Genomic DNA, 21,635 nt, shown 5'->3' with positions numbered 1-21,635 from the left:
CCGTCCGACCAGGAGAAAGGCATGTCCGACAATCCCGTGGTGGATGGTTTCTCGGCGCAGGAACTGCGCCAGCACGTGGTCGCCACGACCGAACGCTACCCGACGCGGCTCGCCGGTACCGAGCATGTGCGGCTGACCGCCGAATATTGTGTGGAGGCGATGCGCCGGTCGGGCCTGGAGGCGGCGGTGCACAGCTTTCCGGGGCTGGTGAGTTTCCCGCGGGAAACCCACGTCGACCTGGCGGGACCCGGCGCCCGGCGCGTGCGCGCGATGACGCTGGGCCACAGCGCGCCCACTCCCGAGGCTGGCGTCGAGGCCGAGATCGTCGACGCGGGAGGTGGATCGGCCGCCGATTTCCGCAGGCTGGACGTGGGCGGGCGCATCGTACTCGTCGATACCCTGTCGGGCCCGGGGCGCCAGGAAAAGCAGCGCCTGGCGGCCCTGCACGGCGCCGTCGGCTACATCGGCATCAACTGGGGGCATCCCGCCGACGAGACCCTGCCGTACGGTTCGGTCAAGCCGGGCTGGGGCAATCCTTCGCCCGCCTCCACGCGGGGAGAGGCGGCCGTCCTGCCGTGCGTGGGCGTGTCGCGGGCCGAAGGGGAGCGCCTGCGGGCGCGGCTGCGCGAGGGGCCGCTGCGCGCGTGCCTGCACACGCGCGTGGCCAACCCCTGGCGGCCGGTCCAGGTCGGGGTCGGCACCTTGCGGGGCCGGACCGACGATTTCGTCCTGGTGGGTGGGCACATCGATTCGTGGGAAGGTCCGCAGGCCACCGACAACGCCACCGGCATGGCCTGCATGCTGGAGCTGGCGCGGGTGTTCGCGCCGCACCGGGGAAAGCTGCTGCGCGGACTGGAATTCGGATTCTGGGTCGGGCACGAGACGGGCACGATGATCGGCTCGTCCTGGTACGCGGACCGGCATTGGCGGCGCCTGCAGCGCCATGCGGTCGCCTATCTCCAGATCGACCAGCCCGGTTGCGCCGGCGCCACCCAGTGGGGAGCCACCTCGAACACCGAGTTGCGAGGGTTCCAGGAACGGGTGGACAAGCAGTGGACCGAGGGGCGGCCGTGGTCCTGGCGCCGGGCGCTGAAGATCGGCGATACCTCGTTCTTCGGCGCTGGCGTGCCGATGCTGAGCGGCCTGGCCACGTTCGACGCCGGCACGCTCAGGCAGACGGCCAACGCCACCCTGGGGGCCTGGCATCACACGGTCGAGAACACGCTGGACAAGGTCGACTGGGACGCCCTGGCGATGCACCTGCGTGTGTATGGCGCCTACCTGTGGGAGTTGTGTACCGCCCCCATCCTGCCGATGGCGTTCGGCGGCGTGGCCGAGGAAATCGTCCGGCGCCTGGATGAACTGGCAGGCTCGGGGGCGCCGCTGCCCCTGGATGAGATCGCGGCGGAGGCGCGCCGGTTCCAGGCCGGAGTCGCCCGGCTGGACGCGTGGATCGAGGCGGGCGGCGCGGCGGCCCATGCGGGCGCCGTCAATGCCAGCCTGAAGCGGCTGAGCCGCCTCCTGATTCCCGTCACCCATACGGTCCGGGGGCGCTATGGCCATGACACGTACGGGCTGAGCGCGCAGACCGCGCCGCTGCCCGGACTGCACGGCCTGGGCGACTGGGCGGCGGAAGCGGCCGGCACGCCGGAGTGGGTGGGACAGGAGATCGACTTCCTGCGCCAGCGCAACCGTATCGGCGATGCCCTGGCCGAGGCGGTCGGCGAGATCGAGCGGTGCCTGGGGGCCGCGGGCTGAGGCTCGTGGCGGGCCCCGCCCGGCGGGGGGGCGGTGGTTCAGGGATCCAGGCGGATCGATTTTTCCCGCGCGATGGCGGTCCACTTGCGTATCTCGGCCTCGACGGTCTCGCCCAGCTTCTTCGGCGCGCCGCCAGCCGGGTCCAGGCCCATGGACGCGAGGCCGGCGCGGGTTTTCTCGTTCGCCAGCGCCTGGTCGACCGCCCGGTTGAGCCGGGCGACCACAGCGTCCGGCGTTCCGGCCGGCGCGAACATGCCGAACCAGGTCAGCGCCTCGTAGCCGGGCAGGCCCGATTCGGCGATGGTCGGTGTGTCCGGAAAGGTCGCCCAGCGTTGCGCGCTGCCTGTTCCCAGTAGTTTGACCTTGCCGCTGCGGATGAAGCCCAGCGCCGTCGGCCCGTCGATGGTGAACTGGATCTGGCCGGAGATCAGGTCGGTCATCGCGGGCGCCGACCCCTTATAAGGGATGTGGTTGGCCTGGATGCCCGCCGCGGACAGGAACATTTCGATGGCGAGGTGATTGATGCTGCCGAGTCCGTACGAGCCGTAGGCCAGTGCGCCGGGCGAGGCCTTCGCCGCGTTGATGAGATCCCGGACGGTGCTTCCCTGGAAGCCCGGCGCGGCGATCAGCATCAGCGGCGATGTCGCCAGCAGCGAGACCGGGCGGAAATCCTTGATGGGGTCGTAGCTCAGCTTGGTATAGACCGCGGAGTTCGTGCCGTGGGTGCTGGGCGTGCCGATCAGCAGGGTGTAGCCGTCGGGTTCGGCCCGCGCGGCGCGCGCCGTTCCTATCATGCCGCCAGCGCCCGTGATGTTCTCCACGACCACGGGATGGCCCAGGTCGGCGCTCATCTGCTGGGCGAACAGGCGTCCGACGGCGTCGGCGCCGCCGCCGGCGGCAAAGGGCAGGACCAGCCGGATGGGCCGGTTGGGGAAGTCTCCCTCCTGCGCGAGGGCCGGCTGGAGGGCCAGGGCAGTGGCCAGAACCGCCCCGCTCAAGGCTTTCGGTGTCGTCATCATGGTTCGTTCTCGATACATGGGGCCATCGGAAACGGGCGGGCGGCGCGCGGCCGTCAGTCCGTCTGGAAGCGGTCGAGCAGGCGGACGGCGTTGCCGCGCTCGATCGCGGCCACGCTTTCCGGGTCGAGTGCGAGCCCATGGAGGCCTCGCACGGTGTCGAGGCTGCGGCGCAGCGGGGCGTCCGTGCCGAACAGCAGCCGCGAGGCGCCTACCGTCTGCAGCATGGAGGACAGCCCGACCGGGTGGGCGCGCAGCGCGATGTCGTAGTGGAACTGGCGCAGCGCGGCGGGCAGGCCCTGCGGCAGCAGGCGTGCGCCGTCGGGGGTGACCGCCAGCATGCGTTCGAAGTGGTCGGCCAGCAGCGGCAGCACGCCGCCGCAATGGGCGAAGATGAAGCGGATGTCGGGGCAGCGCCGCACCGTGCCGGAAAAAATCAGGCTCGCCAGCGTCCGCGTCGTATCCACCGGGAACTCCACGACCCAGTTCTGCACGCCTGGAATCAGATTCACGCAGCAGTCCGGCGCGGTGGGATGGACATAGACGACCGCGCGGCGGCGGTTCAATTCGTCCAGGACCGGCGCGAACGCGGGGTCACCCAGCCATTTGCCGGCGTAGCTCGTCAGCAGGCCGATGCCGTCGGCGCCCAGGGTGTCCAGCGCATGGGCGATCTCGGCCAGGCTGGCGTCGACCTCGGGCAGGGGCAGGCTGGCGAACAGGCCGAAGCGGCCGGGATGGTCGCGCATCATGGTGGCGCCGAATTCGTTGCCCGCGCGGGTGGCTTCCCGCCGCGCGGCCGGCTTCATCGCCTCGAAGGCGGGGGCCGTCAACGAGGTCATCGCGGTCTGAATGCCCGCCTCGTCCATATCCTCGATGGAGCGCATGGGCGTCCAGTCGGCGGCGGGGCCGCGCGCCAGGTAATGGTCCTGGGTGCCGAGCCAGGACTGGAACGACGGTGGGAACAGGTGATGATGCACGTCGATGCGATGATGGCAGGCGCATGGCATGGTTGAATCAACCTTCTTGGATGTAAGGCTGTAAGGCAGCCTGGTTGAAGTTTAGGCGTTTGCGCAACGAACGCAATCGTTTTTTGAGAAAATCGGGAATTCCCTGGGCCCCGACCGCGGGGACGGGGGCCGCGCCTACGTAGAGCATTGACAGCCTGTTTTTGGCCGCGTTATTATGGCAAGCTCTCTGGAGTCGGCTCGCCCGGGCCGCGCGTTCTTTGATGTGCAGAATTGCAATATCCGGCAGGCACAATCGCTCGGATGTCCCGCAAATCCTGCCTTTCTCAAGAGCCGCGTCGCGGCGTTCCTCCCCCAGCAGGTTTTCATGCCGCACGATCGTGCGGCCCGTGCATGTTCCTCTTCCGGTTCGCCCCGGTAGCGGCTTCCTGCTCGGGGCCGCGCTGCCGGACGGCTTGTTGTAGACGTCTGGGCCTTGTGACGTAGGCCGCAGACCTAACCAAAAGACCCCAAAAGGTTACGGAAGAGGGCTTATGCCAACTATCAGCCAACTCGTGCGCAAGCCGCGCGAATCCAGCCACGCCAAGAGCAAGTCGCCCGCTCTTGAAAGCAGCCCGCAGCGTCGCGGCGTTTGCACCCGTGTCTACACCACGACCCCCAAGAAGCCGAACTCGGCTTTGCGTAAGGTTGCCAAGGTGCGCCTGACCAACGGTTTCGAAGTCATTTCGTATATCGGCGGCGAAGGTCACAACCTGCAGGAGCACTCGGTGGTGCTGGTGCGCGGCGGCCGGGTGAAGGATCTCCCGGGTGTGCGCTACCACATCGTCCGCGGTTCGCTGGACCTGCAAGGCGTGAAGGATCGCAAGCAGTCCCGCTCGAAGTACGGCGCCAAGCGCCCCAAGAAGGCCTGATCCCCGGGTCTTGCCGCTTTACCCGTTGCGTTGCCGCGTCCTGGTCTGCAGGGGCGGCACGAGTAAGGGGCCCGTCGGGGCGCAAGCCCACCATGACAGGCCACGGCCGTCGGCGAAAGCCCGCGGTTCAACTGAAGACATAGGAAGTAGAAATGCCTCGTCGTCGCGAAGTACCCAAGCGTGAAATCCTGCCCGATCCCAAGTTCGGCAGCGTTGAACTCGCCAAATTCATGAACGTCGTCATGCTCTCCGGCAAGAAGGCCGTTGCAGAGCGGATCGTTTACGGCGCCCTCGAACAAATCCAGACCAAGACCGGCAAGGACCCCATCGAGGTGTTCGGTCAGGCGATCGGCAACGTCAAGCCCATCGTCGAGGTCAAGAGCCGCCGGGTCGGCGGCGCCAACTACCAAGTGCCGGTTGAAGTGCGCCCCGTGCGCCGCCTGGCCTTGGCTATGCGTTGGGTTCGCGAGGCCGCCAAGAAGCGTGGCGAGAAGTCCATGGACCTGCGCCTGGCGGGCGAGCTGATGGACGCGTCCGAAGGTCGCGGCGGCGCGGTCAAGAAGCGCGACGACACGCACAAGATGGCCGAGGCCAACAAGGCATTCAGCCACTTCCGCTGGTAAGCGGCACTCTTCGTTTCTCAAATGGCCCGCGGCCGATCGCCGTGGGCCAACCAGTCCAGCCACCAAGGAAATCCGATCATGGCCCGCAAGACCCCGATCGAGCGCTACCGCAACATCGGCATCTCTGCGCACATCGACGCAGGGAAGACCACCACCACCGAACGTATCCTGTTCTATACGGGCGTCAACCACAAGCTTGGCGAAGTGCACGACGGCGCCGCCACGATGGACTGGATGGAGCAGGAGCAGGAACGCGGCATCACGATCACCTCGGCTGCCACCACCTGCTTCTGGAAGGGCATGGCGGGCAATTATCCCGAGCATCGCTTCAATATCATCGACACCCCGGGGCACGTGGACTTCACGATTGAAGTCGAACGCTCCATGCGCGTGCTCGACGGCGCCTGCATGGTGTATTGCGCCGTGGGCGGCGTGCAGCCCCAGTCGGAAACCGTCTGGCGCCAGGCCAACAAGTACGGCGTGCCCCGTCTCGCGTTCGTCAACAAGATGGACCGGACCGGCGCGAACTTCTTCAAGGTCTACGAGCAGATGCGTCTGCGCCTGAAGGCCAACCCGGTTCCGCTGCAAGTGCCGATCGGCGCCGAGGATGGCTTCAAGGGCGTGGTCGACCTGGTCAAGATGAAGTCCATCCTGTGGGATGACGCCACCCAGGGCACCAAGTTCGACTACGGCGACATTCCCGCCGAGCTGGCCGATACCTGCAGCGAATGGCGTGAAAAGCTGGTCGAGGCCGCCGCCGAGTCGTCCGAAGAGCTGATGAACAAGTATCTGGAGTCCGGCGAGCTGTCGGAAGCCGAGATCAAGTCCGCCATCCGCCAGCGCACCATCGCCGGCGAGATCCAGCCCATGCTGTGCGGCACCGCCTTCAAGAACAAGGGCGTGCAGGCCATGCTGGACGCGGTCATCGATTACCTGCCCTCGCCGATCGACATTCCGCCGGTCGATGGTACCGACGAGAACGAGCAGCCCGTGGTCCGCAAGGCGGACGACAAGGAAAAGTTCTCGGCGCTGGCGTTCAAGCTGATGACGGACCCGTTCGTCGGCCAGCTGACCTTCATCCGTGTGTACTCGGGCGTGCTGACTTCCGGCGACACCGTCTACAACGCGATCAAGGGCAAGAAAGAGCGCGTCGGCCGTATTCTGCAGATGCACGCCAACCAGCGTGAAGAAATCAAGGAAGTGCTGGCGGGCGACATCGCCGCGGCCGTGGGCCTGAAGGACGTCACGACCGGCGAAACGCTGTGCGATCCGGACGCGATCGTCACGCTGGAAAAGATGGAGTTCCCCGAGCCCGTGATCGCGCAGGCCGTCGAGCCCAAGACCAAGGCCGACCAGGAAAAGATGGGCATCGCCCTGAACCGCCTGGCCGCCGAGGATCCCTCGTTCCGCGTGCGTACCGATGAAGAATCGGGCCAGACCATCATCGCGGGCATGGGCGAGCTCCACCTCGAAATCCTGGTCGACCGCATGAAGCGCGAGTTCGGCGTGGACGCCAACGTGGGCAAGCCCCAGGTGGCCTACCGCGAAACCATCCGCAAGGTCTGCGAAGAGTCCGAAGGCAAGTTCGTCAAGCAGTCGGGCGGACGCGGCCAGTACGGTCACGTGGTGCTGAAGGTCGAGCCCCAGGAAGCCGGCAAGGGCTTCGAGTTCGTCGATGCGATCAAGGGCGGCGTGGTGCCTCGCGAATTCATCCCGGCCGTGGAAAAGGGTTGTGTCGACACCCTGCAGGCTGGCGTGATGGCCGGCTATCCGGTGGTGGACGTCAAGGTCACTCTGTTCTTCGGTTCGTACCACGACGTGGACTCGAACGAAAACGCGTTCAAGATGGCCGCTTCGATGGCTTTCAAGGACGGCATGCGCAAGGCCAGCCCCGTGCTGCTCGAGCCCATGATGGCCGTGGAAGTCGAGACCCCGGAAGACTACGCCGGTACCGTGATGGGCGATCTGTCCTCGCGTCGCGGCATGGTCCAGGGCATGGACGACATGGTCGGCGGCGGCAAGGTCATCAAGGCCGAGGTTCCCCTGGCCGAGATGTTCGGTTATTCCACCTCGCTGCGTTCCGCGACCCAGGGTCGTGCGACGTACACGATGGAATTCAAGCATTACGCGGAAGCGCCGAAGAACGTCGCCGACGCAATCATCAGCGCCCGCGCCAAGTAATTGGCGGCAGGCAAATAATCGTTAAATCTCCAGGCAAACTGCAGGAAGAGAGAACATGGCAAAAGGCAAGTTTGAGCGTACCAAGCCGCACGTGAACGTGGGCACGATCGGTCACGTTGACCACGGCAAGACGACGCTGACGGCGGCGATCACGACGGTGCTGTCGCGCCAGTTCGGCGGCGAGGCGAAGGCGTACGACCAGATCGACGCGACGCCGGAAGAGAAGGCGCGGGGCATCACGATCAACACGGCGCACGTGGAATACGAGACGGCGACGCGCCACTACGCGCACGTTGATTGCCCGGGCCACGCGGACTACGTGAAGAACATGATCACGGGTGCCGCGCAGATGGACGGAGCGATCCTGGTGGTGTCGGCGGCCGACGGCCCGATGCCGCAGACGCGCGAGCACATCCTGCTGTCGCGCCAGGTTGGCGTGCCCTACATCATCGTGTTCCTGAACAAGGCTGACCTGGTTGACGACGCCGAGCTGCTGGAACTGGTGGAAATGGAAGTGCGGGAGCTGCTGAGCAAGTACGATTTCCCGGGCGACGACACCCCGATCGTGAAGGGTTCGGCGCGTCTGGCGCTGGAAGGCGACAAGGGCGAGCTGGGCGAAGCGGCGATCCTGCAACTGGCGGAGGCGCTGGATTCGTACATCCCGACGCCCGAGCGCGCGGTCGATGGCGCGTTCCTGATGCCGGTGGAAGACGTGTTCTCGATCTCGGGTCGTGGCACGGTGGTGACGGGCCGTATCGAGCGGGGCGTGGTCAAGGTCGGCGAGGAAATCGAGATCGTCGGTATCCGGGACACGGTCAAGACGACGTGCACGGGCGTGGAAATGTTCCGCAAGCTGCTGGACCAGGGCCAGGCCGGTGACAACGTTGGTATCCTGCTGCGCGGCACCAAGCGTGAGGACGTCGAGCGGGGCCAGGTTCTGTGCAAGCCGGGTTCGATCAAGCCGCACACCGACTTCACGGCCGAAGTGTACGTGCTGTCGAAGGAAGAGGGCGGCCGCCACACCCCGTTCTTCCAGGGCTATCGTCCCCAGTTCTACTTCCGCACGACGGACGTGACGGGTACGATCGAGCTGCCGGAAGGCAAGGAAATGGTGCTGCCGGGCGACAACGTGTCGATCACGGTCAAGCTGCTGGCTCCGATCGCCATGGAAGAAGGCCTGCGTTTCGCCATCCGTGAAGGCGGTCGTACCGTCGGCGCCGGCGTCGTTGCCAAGATCGTTAAGTAAGACCCCCCCTACGCGCTTACGCGCGCCCCCCAGGGGGCGGGACTGGCGGACCGGCGGAGCCGGATCCGCTGTCCCCTGGATCGGGGTCGTGGTAGTGCGGAAGGTGTGGTTGTGGTGCCTGCGGTATCTGACTACTACCGAGGCGAGGTTTCCTCGCCTCATCGCTCTTTAGGATATTTCATGAAAAAGCAGAAGATTCGCATCCGCCTCAAGGCGTTCGATTACAAGCTCATCGACCAGTCGGCCGCCGAGATCGTCGAAACCGCCAAGCGCACGGGTGCCGTGGTCCGTGGTCCGGTTCCCCTGCCGACCCGTATCCGCCGCTACGATCTGCTGCGTTCGCCGCACGTCAACAAGACGTCGCGCGACCAGTTCGAGATCCGCACCCATCAGCGCCTGATGGATATCGTGGATCCCACCGACAAGACCGTGGACGCGCTGATGCGCCTGGACCTGCCGGCTGGCGTGGATGTGGAAATCGCTTTGCAGTAACGTAGTATTTGCGCCCGGGGCTTGAAAAAGCTGCCGGGCGCAGGCTATACTAGCCGGCTAGCCCGTGGGTAAACCCCATGGGCTTTTGGCACGTGTTTTCCGGCGGGGGCTTCCCGGCGTTTTTCCGGATCGTGCCGCCAGCAATCCTGATCGCATCAATGTAGGCGCAGCGCCTCTGGCGTTGCTGTCCGGCGCCGCACTTCGGTGTGTCGCCATTTTTAGCCCCGGCCAATCGTAGTCGGGAATGGAGAAAACGATGTCGACCCAATCGACGGCCTCCACGCCAGCCGCATTCCGGCTCGGCCTGGTGGGTCGCAAGGTTGGCATGACCCGCATTTTCACGGACGATGGTGAATCCATCCCCGTGACCGTGCTGGACGTGTCGAACAACCGTGTGACCCAGGTCAAATCCCCGCAAACGGACGGTTATGCCGCCGTTCAGGTCACGTTCGGTACGCGCCGTGCTTCGCGCGTCACCAAGCCCCTCACCGGCCACTTCGCGAAAGCGGGTGCCGAAGCGGGCAGCGTGCTCAAAGAATTCCGCCTTGATCCGGCCAAAGCGGCCGAGTTCGCTCCGGGCGCAGTCATCACCGTGGAATCTGTCTTCACGGTCGGCCAGAAGGTCGACGTGACGGGCACGACCATTGGTAAGGGCTTCTCGGGCGCGATCAAGCGTCACAACTTCTCGTCGAACCGCGCTTCGCACGGTAACTCGGTATCGCACAACTCGGCCGGCTCCATCGGTATGGCGCAGGATCCGGGCCGCGTGTTTCCGGGCAAGAAGATGGCCGGCCATTATGGCGACGTCACCCGTACCGTGCAGAACCTCGACGTGATCCGCGTGGACGCCGAGCGCGGCCTGCTGCTGGTCCGTGGCGCCGTCCCGGGCCATGCCGGCGCGAACATCGTCGTTCGTCCCGCTGTGAAAGGAGCCTGAACATGGCAGATCTCAAGCTCCTGAATGACCAGGGCCAGGTCGCTGCGACCGTCAGCGCCCCCGATACGGTCTTCGGCCGCGAATTCAACGAAGCGCTGGTGCACCAGGTCGTTATCGCCTACCAGGCCAACGCCCGCAGCGGCAACCGCGCCCAGAAGGATCGCACGGAAGTCAAGCACTCCACCAAGAAGCCCTGGCGCCAGAAGGGTACCGGCCGCGCTCGCGCCGGTATGACCTCGTCGCCGCTGTGGCGTGGGGGTGGTCGCATTTTCCCGAATTCGCCTGAAGAAAACTTCAGCCAGAAAGTGAACAAGAAGATGTACCGCGCCGGTGTGCGGTCGATCTTGTCGCAGCTGGCCCGCGAAGACCGGATCGCGATCGTCGAGAACTTCGTGGTCGATTCGCCCAAGACCAAGGCGGCCGCCGACAAGCTCAAGAACCTGGGCTTGAACTCGGTCCTCATCATTACCGATACGGTTGACGAAAACCTCTATCTGGCCACGCGCAATCTGCCGCACGTGGCGGTGGTCGAGTCCCGTTATGCCGATCCGCTGTCGCTGATCCACTACAACAAAGTGTTGATCACCAAGCCCGCGATCGCTCAGCTCGAGGAGATGCTGGGATGAGCAACGACCGTCTGCTCCAGGTTCTGCTGGCTCCGATCGTCTCTGAAAAGAGCACGTTCATCGCCGACAAGAACCAGCAAGTGGCTTTCCGCGTCCTGCAAGACGCCACCAAGCCGGAAATCAAGGCTGCCGTCGAACTGCTCTTCAAGGTGCAGGTCGAGTCCGTGCAGGTTCTCAATACCAAGGGCAAAGTCAAGCGCTTTGGCCGCTTCATCGGTCGCCGCCGCAACGAGCGCAAGGCGTACGTGTCGCTGAAGCCGGGTCAGGAAATCGACTTTGCGCAGGAGGTGAAGTAAATGCCCCTCGTCAAGCTGAAGCCGACTTCCGCCGGTCGCCGCGCGATGGTGAAGGTGGTTCACCCCCACCTGCACAAAGGTCGCCCGCTCGACAGTCTGCTCGAAAAGCAGATGCAGAATGCCGGCCGTAACAACAACGGCCATATCACCACGCGTCACCGCGGCGGTGGTCATAAGCAGCATTATCGTCTGGTCGATTTCAAGCGCACCAAGGACGGCATCCCGGCCAAGGTCGAGCGCATCGAATACGACCCCAACCGTACGGCGCACATCGCTCTGTTGTGCTATGCCGACGGCGAACGTCGCTACATCATCGCCCCGCGCGGTCTTGAAGTCGGCGCCACGCTGGTGTCCGGTAGCGAAGCGCCCATCCGCGCTGGCAATACCCTGCCGATCCGCAACATCCCGGTCGGTAGCACCATCCACTGCGTGGAAATGATCCCCGGCAAGGGCGCCCAGATGGTGCGTTCGGCGGGTGGATCGGCCGTGCTGCTGGCTCGTGAAGGTACCTATGCCCAGGTTCGCTTGCGTTCGGGCGAAGTCCGCAAGGTGCACATCGAGTGCCGCGCGACCATCGGCGAAGTCAGCAACGAAGAGCATGGCCTGCGCCAGATCGGCAAGGCTGGCGCTACCCGTTGGCGTGGCATTCGTCCCACCGTTCGCGGTGTTGCCATGAACCCGATCGACCACCCGCACGGTGGTGGTGAAGGCCGTACTGGCGAAGCCCGTGAGCCGGTCAGCCCCTGGGGCACTCCGTCCAAGGGTTTCAAGACCCGCCGCAACAAGCGGACGAGCAATATGATCGTCCAGCGGCGCAAGAAGAAGTAAGCGAGGCGAGCCATGTCACGTTCTATTAAAAAGGGCCCGTTTGTCGACCTGCACCTTCTGAAGAAGGTTGAGTCGGCCACGGCCGGAAAAGACAAGCGCCCGATCAAGACCTGGTCGCGTCGTTCCACGATCCTCCCCGAGTTCATCGGTCTGACGATCGCGGTTCACAACGGTCGCCAGCATGTTCCCGTGTATATCAACGAGAACATGGTCGGCCACAAACTCGGCGAGTTCGCGCTGACCCGTACGTTCAAGGGTCATGCGGCGGACAAGAAGGCCAAGAGGTAAGCGCGATGGAAACCACTGCGATTGTTCGTGGCGTACGCGTGTCGGCCCAGAAGGCCCGTCTGGTCGCGGATATGATCCGCGGCAAGTCGGTGGCCCAGGCCATCAACATTCTGACGTTCACGCCCAAGAAGTCCGCCGGCATCATCAAGAAGGCGGTCGAATCCGCCATCGCGAATGCCGAGCACAACGACGGTGCCGATATCGACGAGCTGAAGGTGAAAACCATCTACGTCGACAAGGGCACGTCGCTCAAGCGTTTCGATGCCCGCGCGAAGGGCCGGGGCGTCAAGATCGAGAAGCAGACTTGCCACATCGTGGTCAAAGTCGGTAGCTAAGGAGCCACGATGGGACAGAAAATTCACCCGACCGGGTTCCGTCTCTCGGTCAGCCGCAACTGGTCTTCGCGCTGGTTCGCCAGCGGAAGCGCCTATGCCGGCATGCTGGCGGAAGACATCAAGGTCCGCGAGTACCTGAAGAAGAAGCTGAAAGGCGCTTCGGTGGGCCGCGTGATCATCGAGCGTCCGGCCAAGAATGCACGCGTCACGGTTTACTCGGCTCGTCCGGGCGTCGTGATCGGCAAGAAGGGCGAGGACATCGAGATCCTGAAGGCTGATCTGCAGCGTCTGATGGGCGTGCCCGTGCACGTCAACATCGAAGAAATCCGCAAGCCGGAAGTCGATGCCCAGCTGATCGCCGACTCGATCGCCCAGCAGCTCGAAAAGCGCATCATGTTCCGCCGGGCGATGAAGCGCGCCATGCAGAATGCCATGCGCCTCGGCGCCCAGGGCATCAAGATCATGAGCGCCGGTCGCCTGAACGGTATCGAGATCGCCCGTACCGAGTGGTACCGCGAAGGCCGTGTGCCGCTGCACACCCTGCGCGCCAACATCGACTACGGCACGTCCGAAGCCGGTACGACCTATGGTCTGATCGGCATCAAGGTGTGGGTCTACAAGGGCGACACGCTGGGCTCGGCCGAGCTGGCCGCCGCCCCTGAAGCAACCAAGGACGACGAGCGCAAGCCGCGCCGCGGCCCGCGCAACGACCGTCCGGGCAACAACCGCCCCGGCGCCGGTCGTGGTCGTGGCGGCCGCCGGCCCGAAGGTGAGGCAGTTGCTGCTGCCGCGCCCGAGGGTGGTGCCCGGCGTGCGCCGCGCAAGCCGGCTGCTGATGCGGCCGCGCCTGCCAAAGACGGAGAATAAGCATGCTGCAGCCATCGCGCAGGAAATACCGCAAGGAACAAAAGGGCCGCAATACCGGCCTGGCTACGCGCGGCGCCAACGTTTCGTTCGGCGAGTTCGGTTTGAAGGCCACGGGTCGTGGTCGCCTGACTGCTCGCCAGATCGAATCGGCCCGTCGTGCCATCACCCGCCACATCAAGCGTGGCGGCCGTATCTGGATCCGCGTCTTCCCGGACAAGCCGATTTCGCAAAAGCCGGCCGAAGTCCGTATGGGTAACGGCAAGGGCAACCCGGAGTACTGGGTCGCCGAGATCCAGCCCGGCAAGGTGCTGTACGAAATGGAAGGCGTCAACGAAGAACTGGCGCGCGAGGCGTTCCGCCTGGCGGCTGCCAAGCTTCCGATCTCGACCGTCTTCGTGACGCGTCATCTCGGAACGTAAGGAGATAGCAATGAAGGCAAGCGAACTCCGTTCGAAAGACGCCGGCGAGCTCGGTAAGGAGCTCGAGGGTCTGCTTAGGGCTCAGTTCAGTCTGCGCATGCAGCTGGCTACCCAGCAGCTTTCCAATACCAGCCAGCTCGGCAAGGTGCGTCGCGACATCGCGCGCGTCCGTACCGTGCTGCGCGAGAAAGCCGGGAAGTAAACATGAGCGAAACCAACCTGAAGCGTACGCTGACCGGTCGTGTGGTCAGCGACAAGATGAACAAGACGGTAACCGTGATGGTCGAGCGGCGGGTGAAGCATCCGCTGTACGGCAAGATCGTCGTCCGGTCCGCCAAGTACCACGCTCACGACGAAACCAACCAGTACAAGACTGGCGATCTGGTCGAGATCTCGGAAACCCGTCCGGTTTCCAAGACCAAGGCCTGGTCGGTGGTCCGTCTGGTCGAAGCCGCCCGGATCATCTGAGCGCGCTTTACTGACGCCGCGAGCGCGTTGTAGAAGAAACCGCCCGAGTCGCAAGGCTCTGGCGGTTTTTTTCGTCCGTGTCGTCGGTATTCGCGCGAGGGTTTTGCCGCGCGAAGGCACGGACCTTGCTTTTTGCTCGGGCATACCGTGCCTGAGCGGCCAGTCAGGCGCTCAGCCTGGAGCCCGGCAGCACGATCTGCGTCCCGTATCGGGGCATCGCGCACCAACGATAGGCGTTGCGCACCACGTAGTTCGATCACTACAACTCTTTCGTTGGAACCGCGATATCCGCCACCACCTGGTCGACTTCCTGGTCGGCAAGGCTACCAAGAAGGAGTCCGTCGCATCATGATGTCCCGCGTCGAAGTGACCGAACTGATCGTTTCCCGCAAGATCGAGAAGAAGCTCGGCTGGGCCGAGATCGCCAAGGTGCTGGGCCAGAGCAAGGAGTGGAGCACCGCCGCGCTGCTGGGCCAGATGACCCTGACCGAGGCGCAGGCACGGGCCGTCGCGAAGCTGCTGGACCTGCCCGACGAAGCCGTCCTGCAACTGCAGGTCGTGCCGTACAAGGGATCGCTGCCGACCGCCGTGCCGACCGACCCGCTGATCTATCGATTCTACGAACTGGTCAGCGTGTACGGCACCACCTTCAAGGAACTGATACACGAGGAGTTCGGCGACGGCATCATGAGCGCCATCGATTTCAAGATGGACCTGTCGCGCGAGGCCGATCCCAAGGGCGATCGCGTGCAGATCGTCATGAGCGGGAAATTCCTGCCGTACAAGGCCTACTGACCGTATCCGCGCGCGCCGGCTATCGCAGTTCGAAGCGTTGGCTCCGGACTGCCCGCGAATCCAGCCCGATCTGGACTTCGAACTCTCCGGGCTCCGCCACATGTTCCAGCCGGGCGTTGAAGAATTTCAGGTCTTCCTCCCCGATATCGAACTGGATGACGCGGGATTCGCCCGGCGCGAGGGAGACCCTGCGGAAATCCCGCAGTTCCTTGACCGGACGCACGACCGATGCGGTTTCGTCGCGAAGGTATAGCTGGACGACGGTTTCTCCCGGGCGCTGGCCGATGTTGGCGACCGTCGCCCGTGCCGCCAGGCGGCCGCCGCGCTCCATCCGGGTGCTGCTCAGGGATATGTCGGACACCGTGAAGTCGGTATAGCTCAGGCCGTAGCCGAACGGGTAGAGCGGTCCGTTCTTTTCCTCGAAATACTGCGAGGTGTAGTTGCCCGGCTTGCCCTCGACGAAGGGCCGGCCCACGCGGGGGTGGTTGTAGTACGTCGGGATCTGGCCGATCGAACGGGGAAAGGAGATGGGCAGCTTGCCCGCGGGGTTGTAATCGCCGAACAGTACGTCGGCGATGGCGTGGCCGCCCTCGGTGCCGCTGTACCAGGTCTCGAGCAAGGCGTCGGCGTTGGCGCTTTCCCATTGCAGGTCCAGTGGCCGGCCATTCATCAGCACCAGCACCAGCGGCTTGCCGGTGGCCTTGAGCGCGTGCAGCAGGGCGCGCTGGCTGGCGGGGATGTCCAGGCGCGTGCGGCTGGAGGATTCGTGCGACATGCCGCGCGATTCGCCCACCGCCGCGACGATCACGTCGGCCTGCCCGGCGAGGCCGACCGCCTCGGCGATCATGTCGGCGGGCGGACGTGAATCCTGGAACACTTCCTTGCGGTCCCAGTTCAGGAAGTTCAGGTAATCGACGACGCGCGGGTCGTCGGTGACGTTGGCGCCCCGCGCGTACAAGAGGCGTCCCTTGCCGCGCATCGCCTCTTCCATGCCTTGTCGCAGCGTGATCGAGGACTGGCCCTTGCCTGCCGCCGACCAACTGCCCATCATGTCCAACGGCGAATCGGCCAGCGGTCCCACCAGCGCGACGGCGGCCGTCCTGGCCAGCGGCAGGGCCTGATTGCGGTTTTCCAGCAGGACCAGCGCCTTGCGCGCCAGCTCGCGCGCATCCGCGCGATGCATGCGGCCCTCGGCATAGAGATCGGGCGGATCGTCGACGGCGGCGCCGATGCGCAGATAGGGGTCGTGGAACAGGCCCATGTCGTACTTGGCGCCCAGCACGTTGCGCACCGAGCGATCGATCTCGGCGACGTTGACCTCGCCCGACTTCACCAGGCCGGGCAGCTCCTGGAGATACAGGGTGTCGGCCATGCTCATGTCCACGCCGGCCCTGATGGCCAGCCGCGCGGCCTCGCGCCCGTCGCGCGCCACGCCGTGGCGGACCAGTTCGGTGATGGCGCCGTGGTCGCTGACGGCAACGCCCCGGAACCCCCAGTCCTTGCGCAGAAGGTCCTGCAACAGCCAGGTGTTGGCGCTGGCGGGGATGCCGTTGATGGAGTTCAGCGCCACCATCACGCCGCCGGCGCCGGCATCGATGGCCGCGCGGTAGGGCGGCAGGTAGTCCTGATACATGCGCAGCGGGCTCATGTCGACGACGTTGTAGTCGCGGCCGCCTTCGACGGCGCCGTATAGCGCGAAATGCTTGACGCTGGCCATGATGCTGTCCGCCCGTGCCGGTGACGGGCCCTGGTAGCCCTTGACGGTCGCCTGCGCGATGCGCGAGACGAGGTAGGGATCCTCGCCGAAGCCCTCCGAGGTGCGGCCCCAGCGCGGATCGCGCGAGATGTCCACCATGGGCGCGAAGGTCATGTCCAGGCTGTCGGCGGCGGCCTCGATGGCGGACACGCGCGCGGCGCGCTCGATGGCGCCCATGTCCCAGCTCGACGCCAGGCCCAGGCCGATGGGGAAGATGGTCCGGTGGCCGTGCACGACGTCATAGGCGAAGAACAGCGGAATCCGGAGGCGGCTCTTCCTGGCGGCATCCTGCATCATGCGGTTATCGGCATGGACCACCGAGTTGAACGTCCCGCCTATGCGGCCAGCGGCGATTTCCCCGGCGATTTTCTCGCGCGGCATGTCGGGGCCGATGCTGATCAGGCGCAATTGGCCGATCTTCTCGTCCAGCGTCATCTGCGACATCAGGTCGGCAATGAAGGCCGGCTTGTCGTTCAGCAGCGCCGGGTCGGGCGCGGCCCGGGTGCCCGGAGAAAGCAGGACGGCGCACAGCCCCAGGGCGAGCCGCGCGGCCATCGGCCCTGCGGCGCGGGCCATCCCGCGCGGGACGCGGGGCAGGGAGAGAGGGAGGTTGCGGAGAAGGCGGAATCGATGGGAAGAGCTTGGCGCCAAGTGGTCGTCCTCCATGGGGCGGGCCTGGGGCGCGGCGATGCGGGACTCGCGGTGCCGCGGAGGGTCGCCCGATTGTACGGGCGCACCGCGCGATTCTGCGCCCGCGCGCCCTGGCGCGGCGGCCGGCTGTGATACTTTCCGTTTCGCCCGGACCGCGCGGGCGGTGGCGCGCCAGACGGCTTGTTACAACCGCGGCCGTCCAGCCGGCCACGGCAAAGGAATCATTGGGCCTTGCCGTGGTCGTAACCCGACTCGGAGTTTCATCGTCCACATCGTTCCAGGGAGAAAGCAGTGGGTTTTGCAGACGTAGCCAGCTTCGCGCGCAACAGGTTCGCGCCTGCCGCGCTCGGGATCGCCACGGTCTTGTTGTCCTTGCTGGGCGCGGCCGCGGCGCACGCCTTTTCGCTCGACGACGTGACGGCGCGGGCCAGGACGCTTGCCGACCACGCCTACCAGGCGCCGGTCAGCAACCTGCCGCCGGCCTTCAGCGCGATGCAGTTCGCCGACTATCTGCGCATCCAGCCGCGCCGCGACCAATTCGAGTGGCACGATCGCGATACACCGTTCAGGCTGGCGTTCTATCACCAGGGCATGCATTTCTCCACGCCGGTCGGCATCAACGAAGTGGTCGACGGCCAGGTCCACGAGATCAAGTACGACCCCGCCAAGTTCGATTTCGGCGGACTGTCCTTCGACGCCGGCGCGACGCGCAACCTGGGTTACGCGGGCTTTCGCGTGCTCTACCCCATCAATCGCGACGGCGTGCACGACGAGATCATGAGCATGTTGGGCGCGAGCTATTTCCGGGTGATCGGCAAGGGCCAGGTGTATGGCCTGTCGGCGCGCGGCCTGGCGCTGGACACCGCGTGGAAGGATGGCATGGCCGAGGAGTTCCCGCGCTTCCGAGAATTCTGGATCGAGCGGCCCAGGCCGCAGGACCGCTTCCTGGTGATCTACGCGCTGATGGATTCGCCGCGCGCCACCGGCGCCTACCGCTTCGTGCTGCGCCCGGGCGAGGACGCGGTGCTGGACGTCGAGTCGCGCGTGTTCCTGCGCGGCCAGATCAACAAGCTGGGCGTCGCGCCGCTGACCAGCATGTTCCTGTACGGACCGAACCAGGGCGTGCGGGGCAACAACTTCCGTCCGGCGCTGCATGACTCCAATGGCCTGGCGATCCATGCCGGCAGCGGCGAATGGCTGTGGCGGCCCCTGAACAATCCGCCCGCGCTGTCGGTCAGTTCCTTCCAGGTGACCGATCCCAAGGGCTTCGGCCTGCTGCAGCGGGGGCACGAGTTCTCTCGCTACGAGGACCTGGCCGACCGCTACGACCTGCGTCCCAGCGCGTGGATAGAGCCCAGGGGGAACTGGGGGCCGGGCAAGGTGGAGCTGGTCGAGATCCCGACGGCGGACGAGACCAATGACAACATCGTCGCGTTCTGGACGCCCGACGTGCTGCCGCCCAAGGGACAGCCCATGCGCCACGACTACCGCATCCACTGGACGATGAACGAACCCGCGCTGATCGAGAAGGACGTGGGCTGGGTCAAGCAGACCTTGCGCACCGACGGCGAGATCCGCCAGGCCAACCTGATCCGCCACCTGGACGGCAGCACGGCCCTGATCGTCGACTTCGAGGGGCCGGTGCTGGCGCGGCTGCCGTCCGACGCGTCGGTGGGCGCCGAGGTCAGCGTGGGCGACAACGGCGAGTTGATCGAGAACGTCCTGCAGCGCAATCCGGCCATCCAGGGCTGGCGCCTGACGCTGCGGGTCAAGGTCAAGGATCCGAAGCGGCCGGTCGAGATGCGCGCCGCGCTGGTCGAAGGCAGCCGGGCATTGACCGAGACCTGGAGCTATCAACTGCAGGCGCGGTAATCTGGAGGGTCCGCAAGCCGAGTTTCCCGACGGACCCACCATGATCATCAAGAACCAGGAAGACGTCACCCGCGCGGTGCTGGCCGAGGCCGCCCGCGCGCCTGATGCGCGATTCCGCGAGATCCTGTCGGCGGGCATCCGCCACCTGCATGCCTTCGCGCGCGAGGCGCGGCTGACCGAATCGGAGTTCCACCAGTTGTGCGGGGTGATCGCGCGGCTGGGGCAAGCGACGACTGCTTCGCACAACGAGGTGGTGCTGGCGGCCGGTTCGCTGGGGCTGTCCTCGCTGGTCTGTCTGCTCAACAACGGCGACGGTGGCCAGACCGAGACCACCGCCAACCTGATGGGGCCGTTCTGGCGGATGGGGGCGCCGGAGACCCCCAGCGGCGGGTCCATAGTGCGGTCTCCCACGCCGGGCGATCCGGTGTTCGTCCAGGCCTGGGTGCGCGACCGTGAAGGCCGCCCGGTCGAAGGCGCCGAGGTTGATGTATGGCACAGTTCGACCGAAGGCTTCTACGAGAACCAGGATCCGGCGCAGGGCGACATGAACCTGCGCGGCAAATTCGCCACCGACGGCGACGGCCGCATCGCGTTCAGCAGCATCAAGCCAGCCGGCTATCCCATACCGGTGACCGGCCCCGTGGGCGAACTGATCCAGGCCCAGGGCCGGCACAACATGCGTCCGGCCCATATCCACTTCATGATCCACAAGCCGGGCTTCAAGACCCAGTTCTCGCAGGTCTATTCCAGCGACGATCCCAATCTGGAGACCGACGTGCAGTTCGGCGTCACGCAGGCGCTGGTGGGGCGGTACGTGCTGCACGACGGCGCCACCGAGCCGGCGCCCGATCCGTCGGTGCGGGGCAAGTGGTATTCGATGGACCACCATTTCGTGATCGAGCCCGGCGAGGCCAGGCTGCCCCGGCCGCCCATCACCGGCAAGGCGGACGGCGAGCGGCCGGTGCCGACGGTGCTGGCGCGGCGGCCCTGACGGCCGTCCCGGGATGAAAGCACGCTCCTGGGAGGGCGCCGCCGCGTAGCGGCATGCTTCGTCACAGGCTCTGTTGCGCGGGACCGATGGCGGGCACCGAGGCCGGCATCCGGGCGCTCCACAGCGCCAGCAGCAGGCCCACGCCCGTGAGCGCGGCGCCGGCCCAGCCCACCGACCGCAGCCCCAGGCCCGACAAGGCCAGGCCTCCCGTCCACGCGCCCAGGGCGTTGCCCAGGTTGAAGGCGGCGATGTTCAGGCTGGAGACCAGGGTGGCGCCGGCGGGGCCGGCTTGCTGCAGCACGCGCATCTGCATGGGGGCGACGGTGGCGAAGGCCACGGTGCCCAGCGCGACGGTGTAGGCCATGGCCACCAAGGGCTGGGCGAAGGCCCAGGGGCCGAGTGCGAGCGCCGCCATCAGTCCGGCGGTGGTCAGCAGCAACGCCGGCATGACGCCGCGGTCGGCCATGCGTCCACCCAGCAGGTTGCCGGCGGCCAGGCCCGCGCCGAACAGCAGCAGCGTGACCGCGACCAGGTTGTCGCTCATGCCGGTGACCTGCCTGAGCAGCGGCTCGATATAGGTATAGAGCGCGAACAGGCCGGCGAACCCGAATACGGTGACCCCCAGCCCCACCCAGACCGGGGCGCGGCCCAGCACGGCCAGTTCCTGGCCCAGCGGCGAGAGCGGGGGGCGGCCCTGGTCGCGTGGCACGAACAGGGCCAGGATGGCGTAGGCGGCCACGCCCACCGCGGCCACCGCGATGAACGCCGAGCGCCAGCCGAAGTGCTGGCCGATCCAGGCCCCGGCGGGAACGCCCAGCAGGGTGGCCAGCGTCAGGCCCGAGAACATCAGGGCGATGGCCGAGGCGCGTTTGTGGGGCGGAACCAGGCCGGTCGCGACCACCGCGCCCACGCCGAAGAAGGTGCCGTGCGTGAGCGAGGTCAGCATGCGCGCGGCCATCAGCCAGCCATAGCCGGGCGCCGCGGCGGCCGCGACGTTGCCGGCGATGAAGATGAGCATCAGGGACAGCAGCAGCCGCTTGCGCGGCCAGTTGCGGGTCAGCAGCGTCAGCACGGGCGCGCCCACGGCGACACCGATCGCGTAGCCCGAGATCAGCGTGCCCGCGGTGGGAAGGGTGATGCCCAGGTCCGTGCCGACCTGGGTCAGCAAGCCCATGATAATGAATTCCGTGGTGCCGATGCCGAAGGCACCGGCGGCCAGCGCCAGAAGAGAGAGTGGCATGGTCCATGTCCTGTGAACGGATTGCGTCCGGGAAGCAACACTGTGGGACCTGGCCCGATCTTTGTGTAGCTGGA

General features: G+C 65.9%; 23 protein-coding genes. 19 read left to right on the top strand and 4 right to left on the bottom strand.

The window, feature by feature from the left end; translation table 11 throughout:
* Positions 1-21: 21 nt before the first annotated feature.
* A complete protein-coding gene (locus tag AC1Q6E_RS00275; protein WP_492572011.1) occupies positions 22-1,758 on the top strand; it encodes a M28 family peptidase in 1,737 nt (578 codons plus the stop codon).
* A gap of 38 nt (positions 1,759-1,796) precedes the next feature.
* On the opposite strand, the gene AC1Q6E_RS00270 is transcribed toward AC1Q6E_RS00275, so the two are convergent.
* Positions 1,797-2,777: a Bug family tripartite tricarboxylate transporter substrate binding protein gene (locus AC1Q6E_RS00270; protein WP_296554858.1), complete on the bottom strand. Its 981-nt coding sequence runs from the start codon at positions 2,775-2,777 to the stop codon at positions 1,797-1,799.
* Between the two features lie 53 nt (positions 2,778-2,830).
* Positions 2,831-3,781 (bottom strand): amidohydrolase family protein, encoded by a 951-nt coding sequence (locus AC1Q6E_RS00265; RefSeq protein WP_152793472.1) that lies wholly within the window; start codon positions 3,779-3,781, stop codon positions 2,831-2,833.
* Positions 3,782-4,272: 491 nt separating this feature from the next.
* Here AC1Q6E_RS00265 and rpsL point away from each other — a divergent pair, with 491 nt between their 5' ends.
* From rpsL to cynS, 16 genes are all read left to right on the top strand, one after another.
* Positions 4,273-4,650 (top strand): 30S ribosomal protein S12, encoded by a 378-nt coding sequence (rpsL, locus tag AC1Q6E_RS00260; protein WP_130356768.1) that lies wholly within the window; start codon positions 4,273-4,275, stop codon positions 4,648-4,650.
* 152 nt (positions 4,651-4,802) lie between these two features.
* Positions 4,803-5,273, top strand: a complete 471-nt coding sequence (gene rpsG, locus AC1Q6E_RS00255; RefSeq protein WP_087838326.1) for a 30S ribosomal protein S7 — start codon at positions 4,803-4,805, stop codon at positions 5,271-5,273.
* A gap of 78 nt (positions 5,274-5,351) precedes the next feature.
* Complete coding sequence (fusA, locus tag AC1Q6E_RS00250) at positions 5,352-7,454, top strand: elongation factor G (RefSeq protein WP_152793471.1); 2,103 nt, start codon at positions 5,352-5,354, stop codon at positions 7,452-7,454.
* A gap of 55 nt (positions 7,455-7,509) precedes the next feature.
* Positions 7,510-8,700, top strand: coding sequence for an elongation factor Tu (gene tuf / locus AC1Q6E_RS00245; protein ID WP_152793470.1), 1,191 nt, complete (start codon positions 7,510-7,512; stop codon positions 8,698-8,700).
* Between the two features lie 180 nt (positions 8,701-8,880).
* Positions 8,881-9,192, top strand: a complete 312-nt coding sequence (gene rpsJ, locus AC1Q6E_RS00240; protein WP_087779994.1) for a 30S ribosomal protein S10 — start codon at positions 8,881-8,883, stop codon at positions 9,190-9,192.
* Positions 9,193-9,436: 244 nt separating this feature from the next.
* On the top strand, positions 9,437-10,129 hold the full coding sequence (rplC, locus tag AC1Q6E_RS00235; RefSeq protein ID WP_087838323.1) for a 50S ribosomal protein L3: 693 nt from the start codon (positions 9,437-9,439) through the stop codon (positions 10,127-10,129).
* Between the two features lie 2 nt (positions 10,130-10,131).
* Positions 10,132-10,755, top strand: coding sequence for a 50S ribosomal protein L4 (gene rplD, locus AC1Q6E_RS00230; RefSeq protein WP_152793469.1), 624 nt, complete (start codon positions 10,132-10,134; stop codon positions 10,753-10,755).
* A complete protein-coding gene (rplW, locus tag AC1Q6E_RS00225; protein WP_087779997.1) occupies positions 10,752-11,051 on the top strand; it encodes a 50S ribosomal protein L23 in 300 nt (99 codons plus the stop codon). Before rplD ends, rplW begins: the two co-directional genes overlap by 4 nt.
* Entirely contained in the window at positions 11,052-11,879 is an 828-nt protein-coding gene (gene rplB, locus AC1Q6E_RS00220; RefSeq protein ID WP_152793468.1) for a 50S ribosomal protein L2, read from the top strand.
* A 12-nt stretch (positions 11,880-11,891) separates the two neighbouring features.
* Positions 11,892-12,167, top strand: coding sequence for a 30S ribosomal protein S19 (gene rpsS, locus AC1Q6E_RS00215; protein WP_152793467.1), 276 nt, complete (start codon positions 11,892-11,894; stop codon positions 12,165-12,167).
* Positions 12,168-12,172: 5 nt separating this feature from the next.
* Positions 12,173-12,502, top strand: coding sequence for a 50S ribosomal protein L22 (rplV, locus tag AC1Q6E_RS00210; RefSeq protein ID WP_152793466.1), 330 nt, complete (start codon positions 12,173-12,175; stop codon positions 12,500-12,502).
* A gap of 9 nt (positions 12,503-12,511) precedes the next feature.
* Positions 12,512-13,369 carry a 30S ribosomal protein S3 gene (gene rpsC / locus AC1Q6E_RS00205; protein ID WP_152793465.1) on the top strand — a complete coding sequence of 286 codons (858 nt, stop codon included), beginning with the start codon at positions 12,512-12,514 and terminating at the stop codon, positions 13,367-13,369.
* A gap of 2 nt (positions 13,370-13,371) precedes the next feature.
* Complete coding sequence (gene rplP, locus AC1Q6E_RS00200) at positions 13,372-13,788, top strand: 50S ribosomal protein L16 (protein WP_087780002.1); 417 nt, start codon at positions 13,372-13,374, stop codon at positions 13,786-13,788.
* 10 nt (positions 13,789-13,798) lie between these two features.
* Positions 13,799-13,990, top strand: coding sequence for a 50S ribosomal protein L29 (gene rpmC, locus AC1Q6E_RS00195; RefSeq protein WP_087838317.1), 192 nt, complete (start codon positions 13,799-13,801; stop codon positions 13,988-13,990).
* 2 nt (positions 13,991-13,992) lie between these two features.
* Positions 13,993-14,256 (top strand): 30S ribosomal protein S17, encoded by a 264-nt coding sequence (gene rpsQ, locus AC1Q6E_RS00190; protein ID WP_152793464.1) that lies wholly within the window; start codon positions 13,993-13,995, stop codon positions 14,254-14,256.
* 351 nt (positions 14,257-14,607) lie between these two features.
* Entirely contained in the window at positions 14,608-15,051 is a 444-nt protein-coding gene (cynS, locus tag AC1Q6E_RS00185; protein ID WP_152794666.1) for a cyanase, read from the top strand.
* Positions 15,052-15,070: 19 nt separating this feature from the next.
* Here the strand turns inward: cynS and bglX are convergent, their stop codons facing one another.
* Positions 15,071-17,362 carry a beta-glucosidase BglX gene (gene bglX, locus AC1Q6E_RS00180; protein ID WP_492572010.1) on the bottom strand — a complete coding sequence of 764 codons (2,292 nt, stop codon included), beginning with the start codon at positions 17,360-17,362 and terminating at the stop codon, positions 15,071-15,073.
* 447 nt (positions 17,363-17,809) lie between these two features.
* On the opposite strand from bglX, the gene AC1Q6E_RS00175 reads away from it, so the two are divergent.
* Together AC1Q6E_RS00175 and AC1Q6E_RS00170 are read left to right on the top strand one after the other, a co-directional pair.
* A complete protein-coding gene (locus AC1Q6E_RS00175) occupies positions 17,810-19,330 on the top strand; it encodes a glucan biosynthesis protein G (protein ID WP_296556688.1) in 1,521 nt (506 codons plus the stop codon).
* 40 nt (positions 19,331-19,370) lie between these two features.
* Positions 19,371-20,321, top strand: coding sequence for a dioxygenase family protein (locus tag AC1Q6E_RS00170; RefSeq protein WP_492572009.1), 951 nt, complete (start codon positions 19,371-19,373; stop codon positions 20,319-20,321).
* Between the two features lie 61 nt (positions 20,322-20,382).
* Here AC1Q6E_RS00170 and AC1Q6E_RS00165 read toward each other — a convergent pair whose 3' ends face one another.
* The gene (locus AC1Q6E_RS00165; protein WP_152793461.1) at positions 20,383-21,561 is read right to left on the bottom strand and encodes an MFS transporter; all 1,179 of its coding nucleotides are present in this window, start codon (positions 21,559-21,561) and stop codon (positions 20,383-20,385) included.
* Positions 21,562-21,635 lie beyond the last annotated feature (74 nt).

Source organism: Pigmentiphaga sp. MLSB6-MA01 (assembly GCF_058793475.1).
The sequence above is the reverse complement of the archived record's forward strand: the minus strand, read 5'-3'. Positions and strand labels throughout refer to the sequence as shown.

Coding starts and splice junctions, on each gene's coding strand:
- AC1Q6E_RS00275 (WP_492572011.1), top strand. CDS start 22: ATGTCCGACAATCCCGTGGTGGATGGTTTCTCGGCGCAGGAACTGCGC.
- AC1Q6E_RS00270 (WP_296554858.1), bottom strand. CDS start 2,777: ATGATGACGACACCGAAAGCCTTGAGCGGGGCGGTTCTGGCCACTGCC.
- AC1Q6E_RS00265 (WP_152793472.1), bottom strand. CDS start 3,781: ATGCCATGCGCCTGCCATCATCGCATCGACGTGCATCATCACCTGTTC.
- rpsL (WP_130356768.1), top strand. CDS start 4,273: ATGCCAACTATCAGCCAACTCGTGCGCAAGCCGCGCGAATCCAGCCAC.
- rpsG (WP_087838326.1), top strand. CDS start 4,803: ATGCCTCGTCGTCGCGAAGTACCCAAGCGTGAAATCCTGCCCGATCCC.
- fusA (WP_152793471.1), top strand. CDS start 5,352: ATGGCCCGCAAGACCCCGATCGAGCGCTACCGCAACATCGGCATCTCT.
- tuf (WP_152793470.1), top strand. CDS start 7,510: ATGGCAAAAGGCAAGTTTGAGCGTACCAAGCCGCACGTGAACGTGGGC.
- rpsJ (WP_087779994.1), top strand. CDS start 8,881: ATGAAAAAGCAGAAGATTCGCATCCGCCTCAAGGCGTTCGATTACAAG.
- rplC (WP_087838323.1), top strand. CDS start 9,437: ATGGAGAAAACGATGTCGACCCAATCGACGGCCTCCACGCCAGCCGCA.
- rplD (WP_152793469.1), top strand. CDS start 10,132: ATGGCAGATCTCAAGCTCCTGAATGACCAGGGCCAGGTCGCTGCGACC.
- rplW (WP_087779997.1), top strand. CDS start 10,752: ATGAGCAACGACCGTCTGCTCCAGGTTCTGCTGGCTCCGATCGTCTCT.
- rplB (WP_152793468.1), top strand. CDS start 11,052: ATGCCCCTCGTCAAGCTGAAGCCGACTTCCGCCGGTCGCCGCGCGATG.
- rpsS (WP_152793467.1), top strand. CDS start 11,892: ATGTCACGTTCTATTAAAAAGGGCCCGTTTGTCGACCTGCACCTTCTG.
- rplV (WP_152793466.1), top strand. CDS start 12,173: ATGGAAACCACTGCGATTGTTCGTGGCGTACGCGTGTCGGCCCAGAAG.
- rpsC (WP_152793465.1), top strand. CDS start 12,512: ATGGGACAGAAAATTCACCCGACCGGGTTCCGTCTCTCGGTCAGCCGC.
- rplP (WP_087780002.1), top strand. CDS start 13,372: ATGCTGCAGCCATCGCGCAGGAAATACCGCAAGGAACAAAAGGGCCGC.
- rpmC (WP_087838317.1), top strand. CDS start 13,799: ATGAAGGCAAGCGAACTCCGTTCGAAAGACGCCGGCGAGCTCGGTAAG.
- rpsQ (WP_152793464.1), top strand. CDS start 13,993: ATGAGCGAAACCAACCTGAAGCGTACGCTGACCGGTCGTGTGGTCAGC.
- cynS (WP_152794666.1), top strand. CDS start 14,608: ATGTCCCGCGTCGAAGTGACCGAACTGATCGTTTCCCGCAAGATCGAG.
- bglX (WP_492572010.1), bottom strand. CDS start 17,362: ATGGCCGCGCGGCTCGCCCTGGGGCTGTGCGCCGTCCTGCTTTCTCCG.
- AC1Q6E_RS00170 (WP_492572009.1), top strand. CDS start 19,371: ATGATCATCAAGAACCAGGAAGACGTCACCCGCGCGGTGCTGGCCGAG.
- AC1Q6E_RS00165 (WP_152793461.1), bottom strand. CDS start 21,561: ATGCCACTCTCTCTTCTGGCGCTGGCCGCCGGTGCCTTCGGCATCGGC.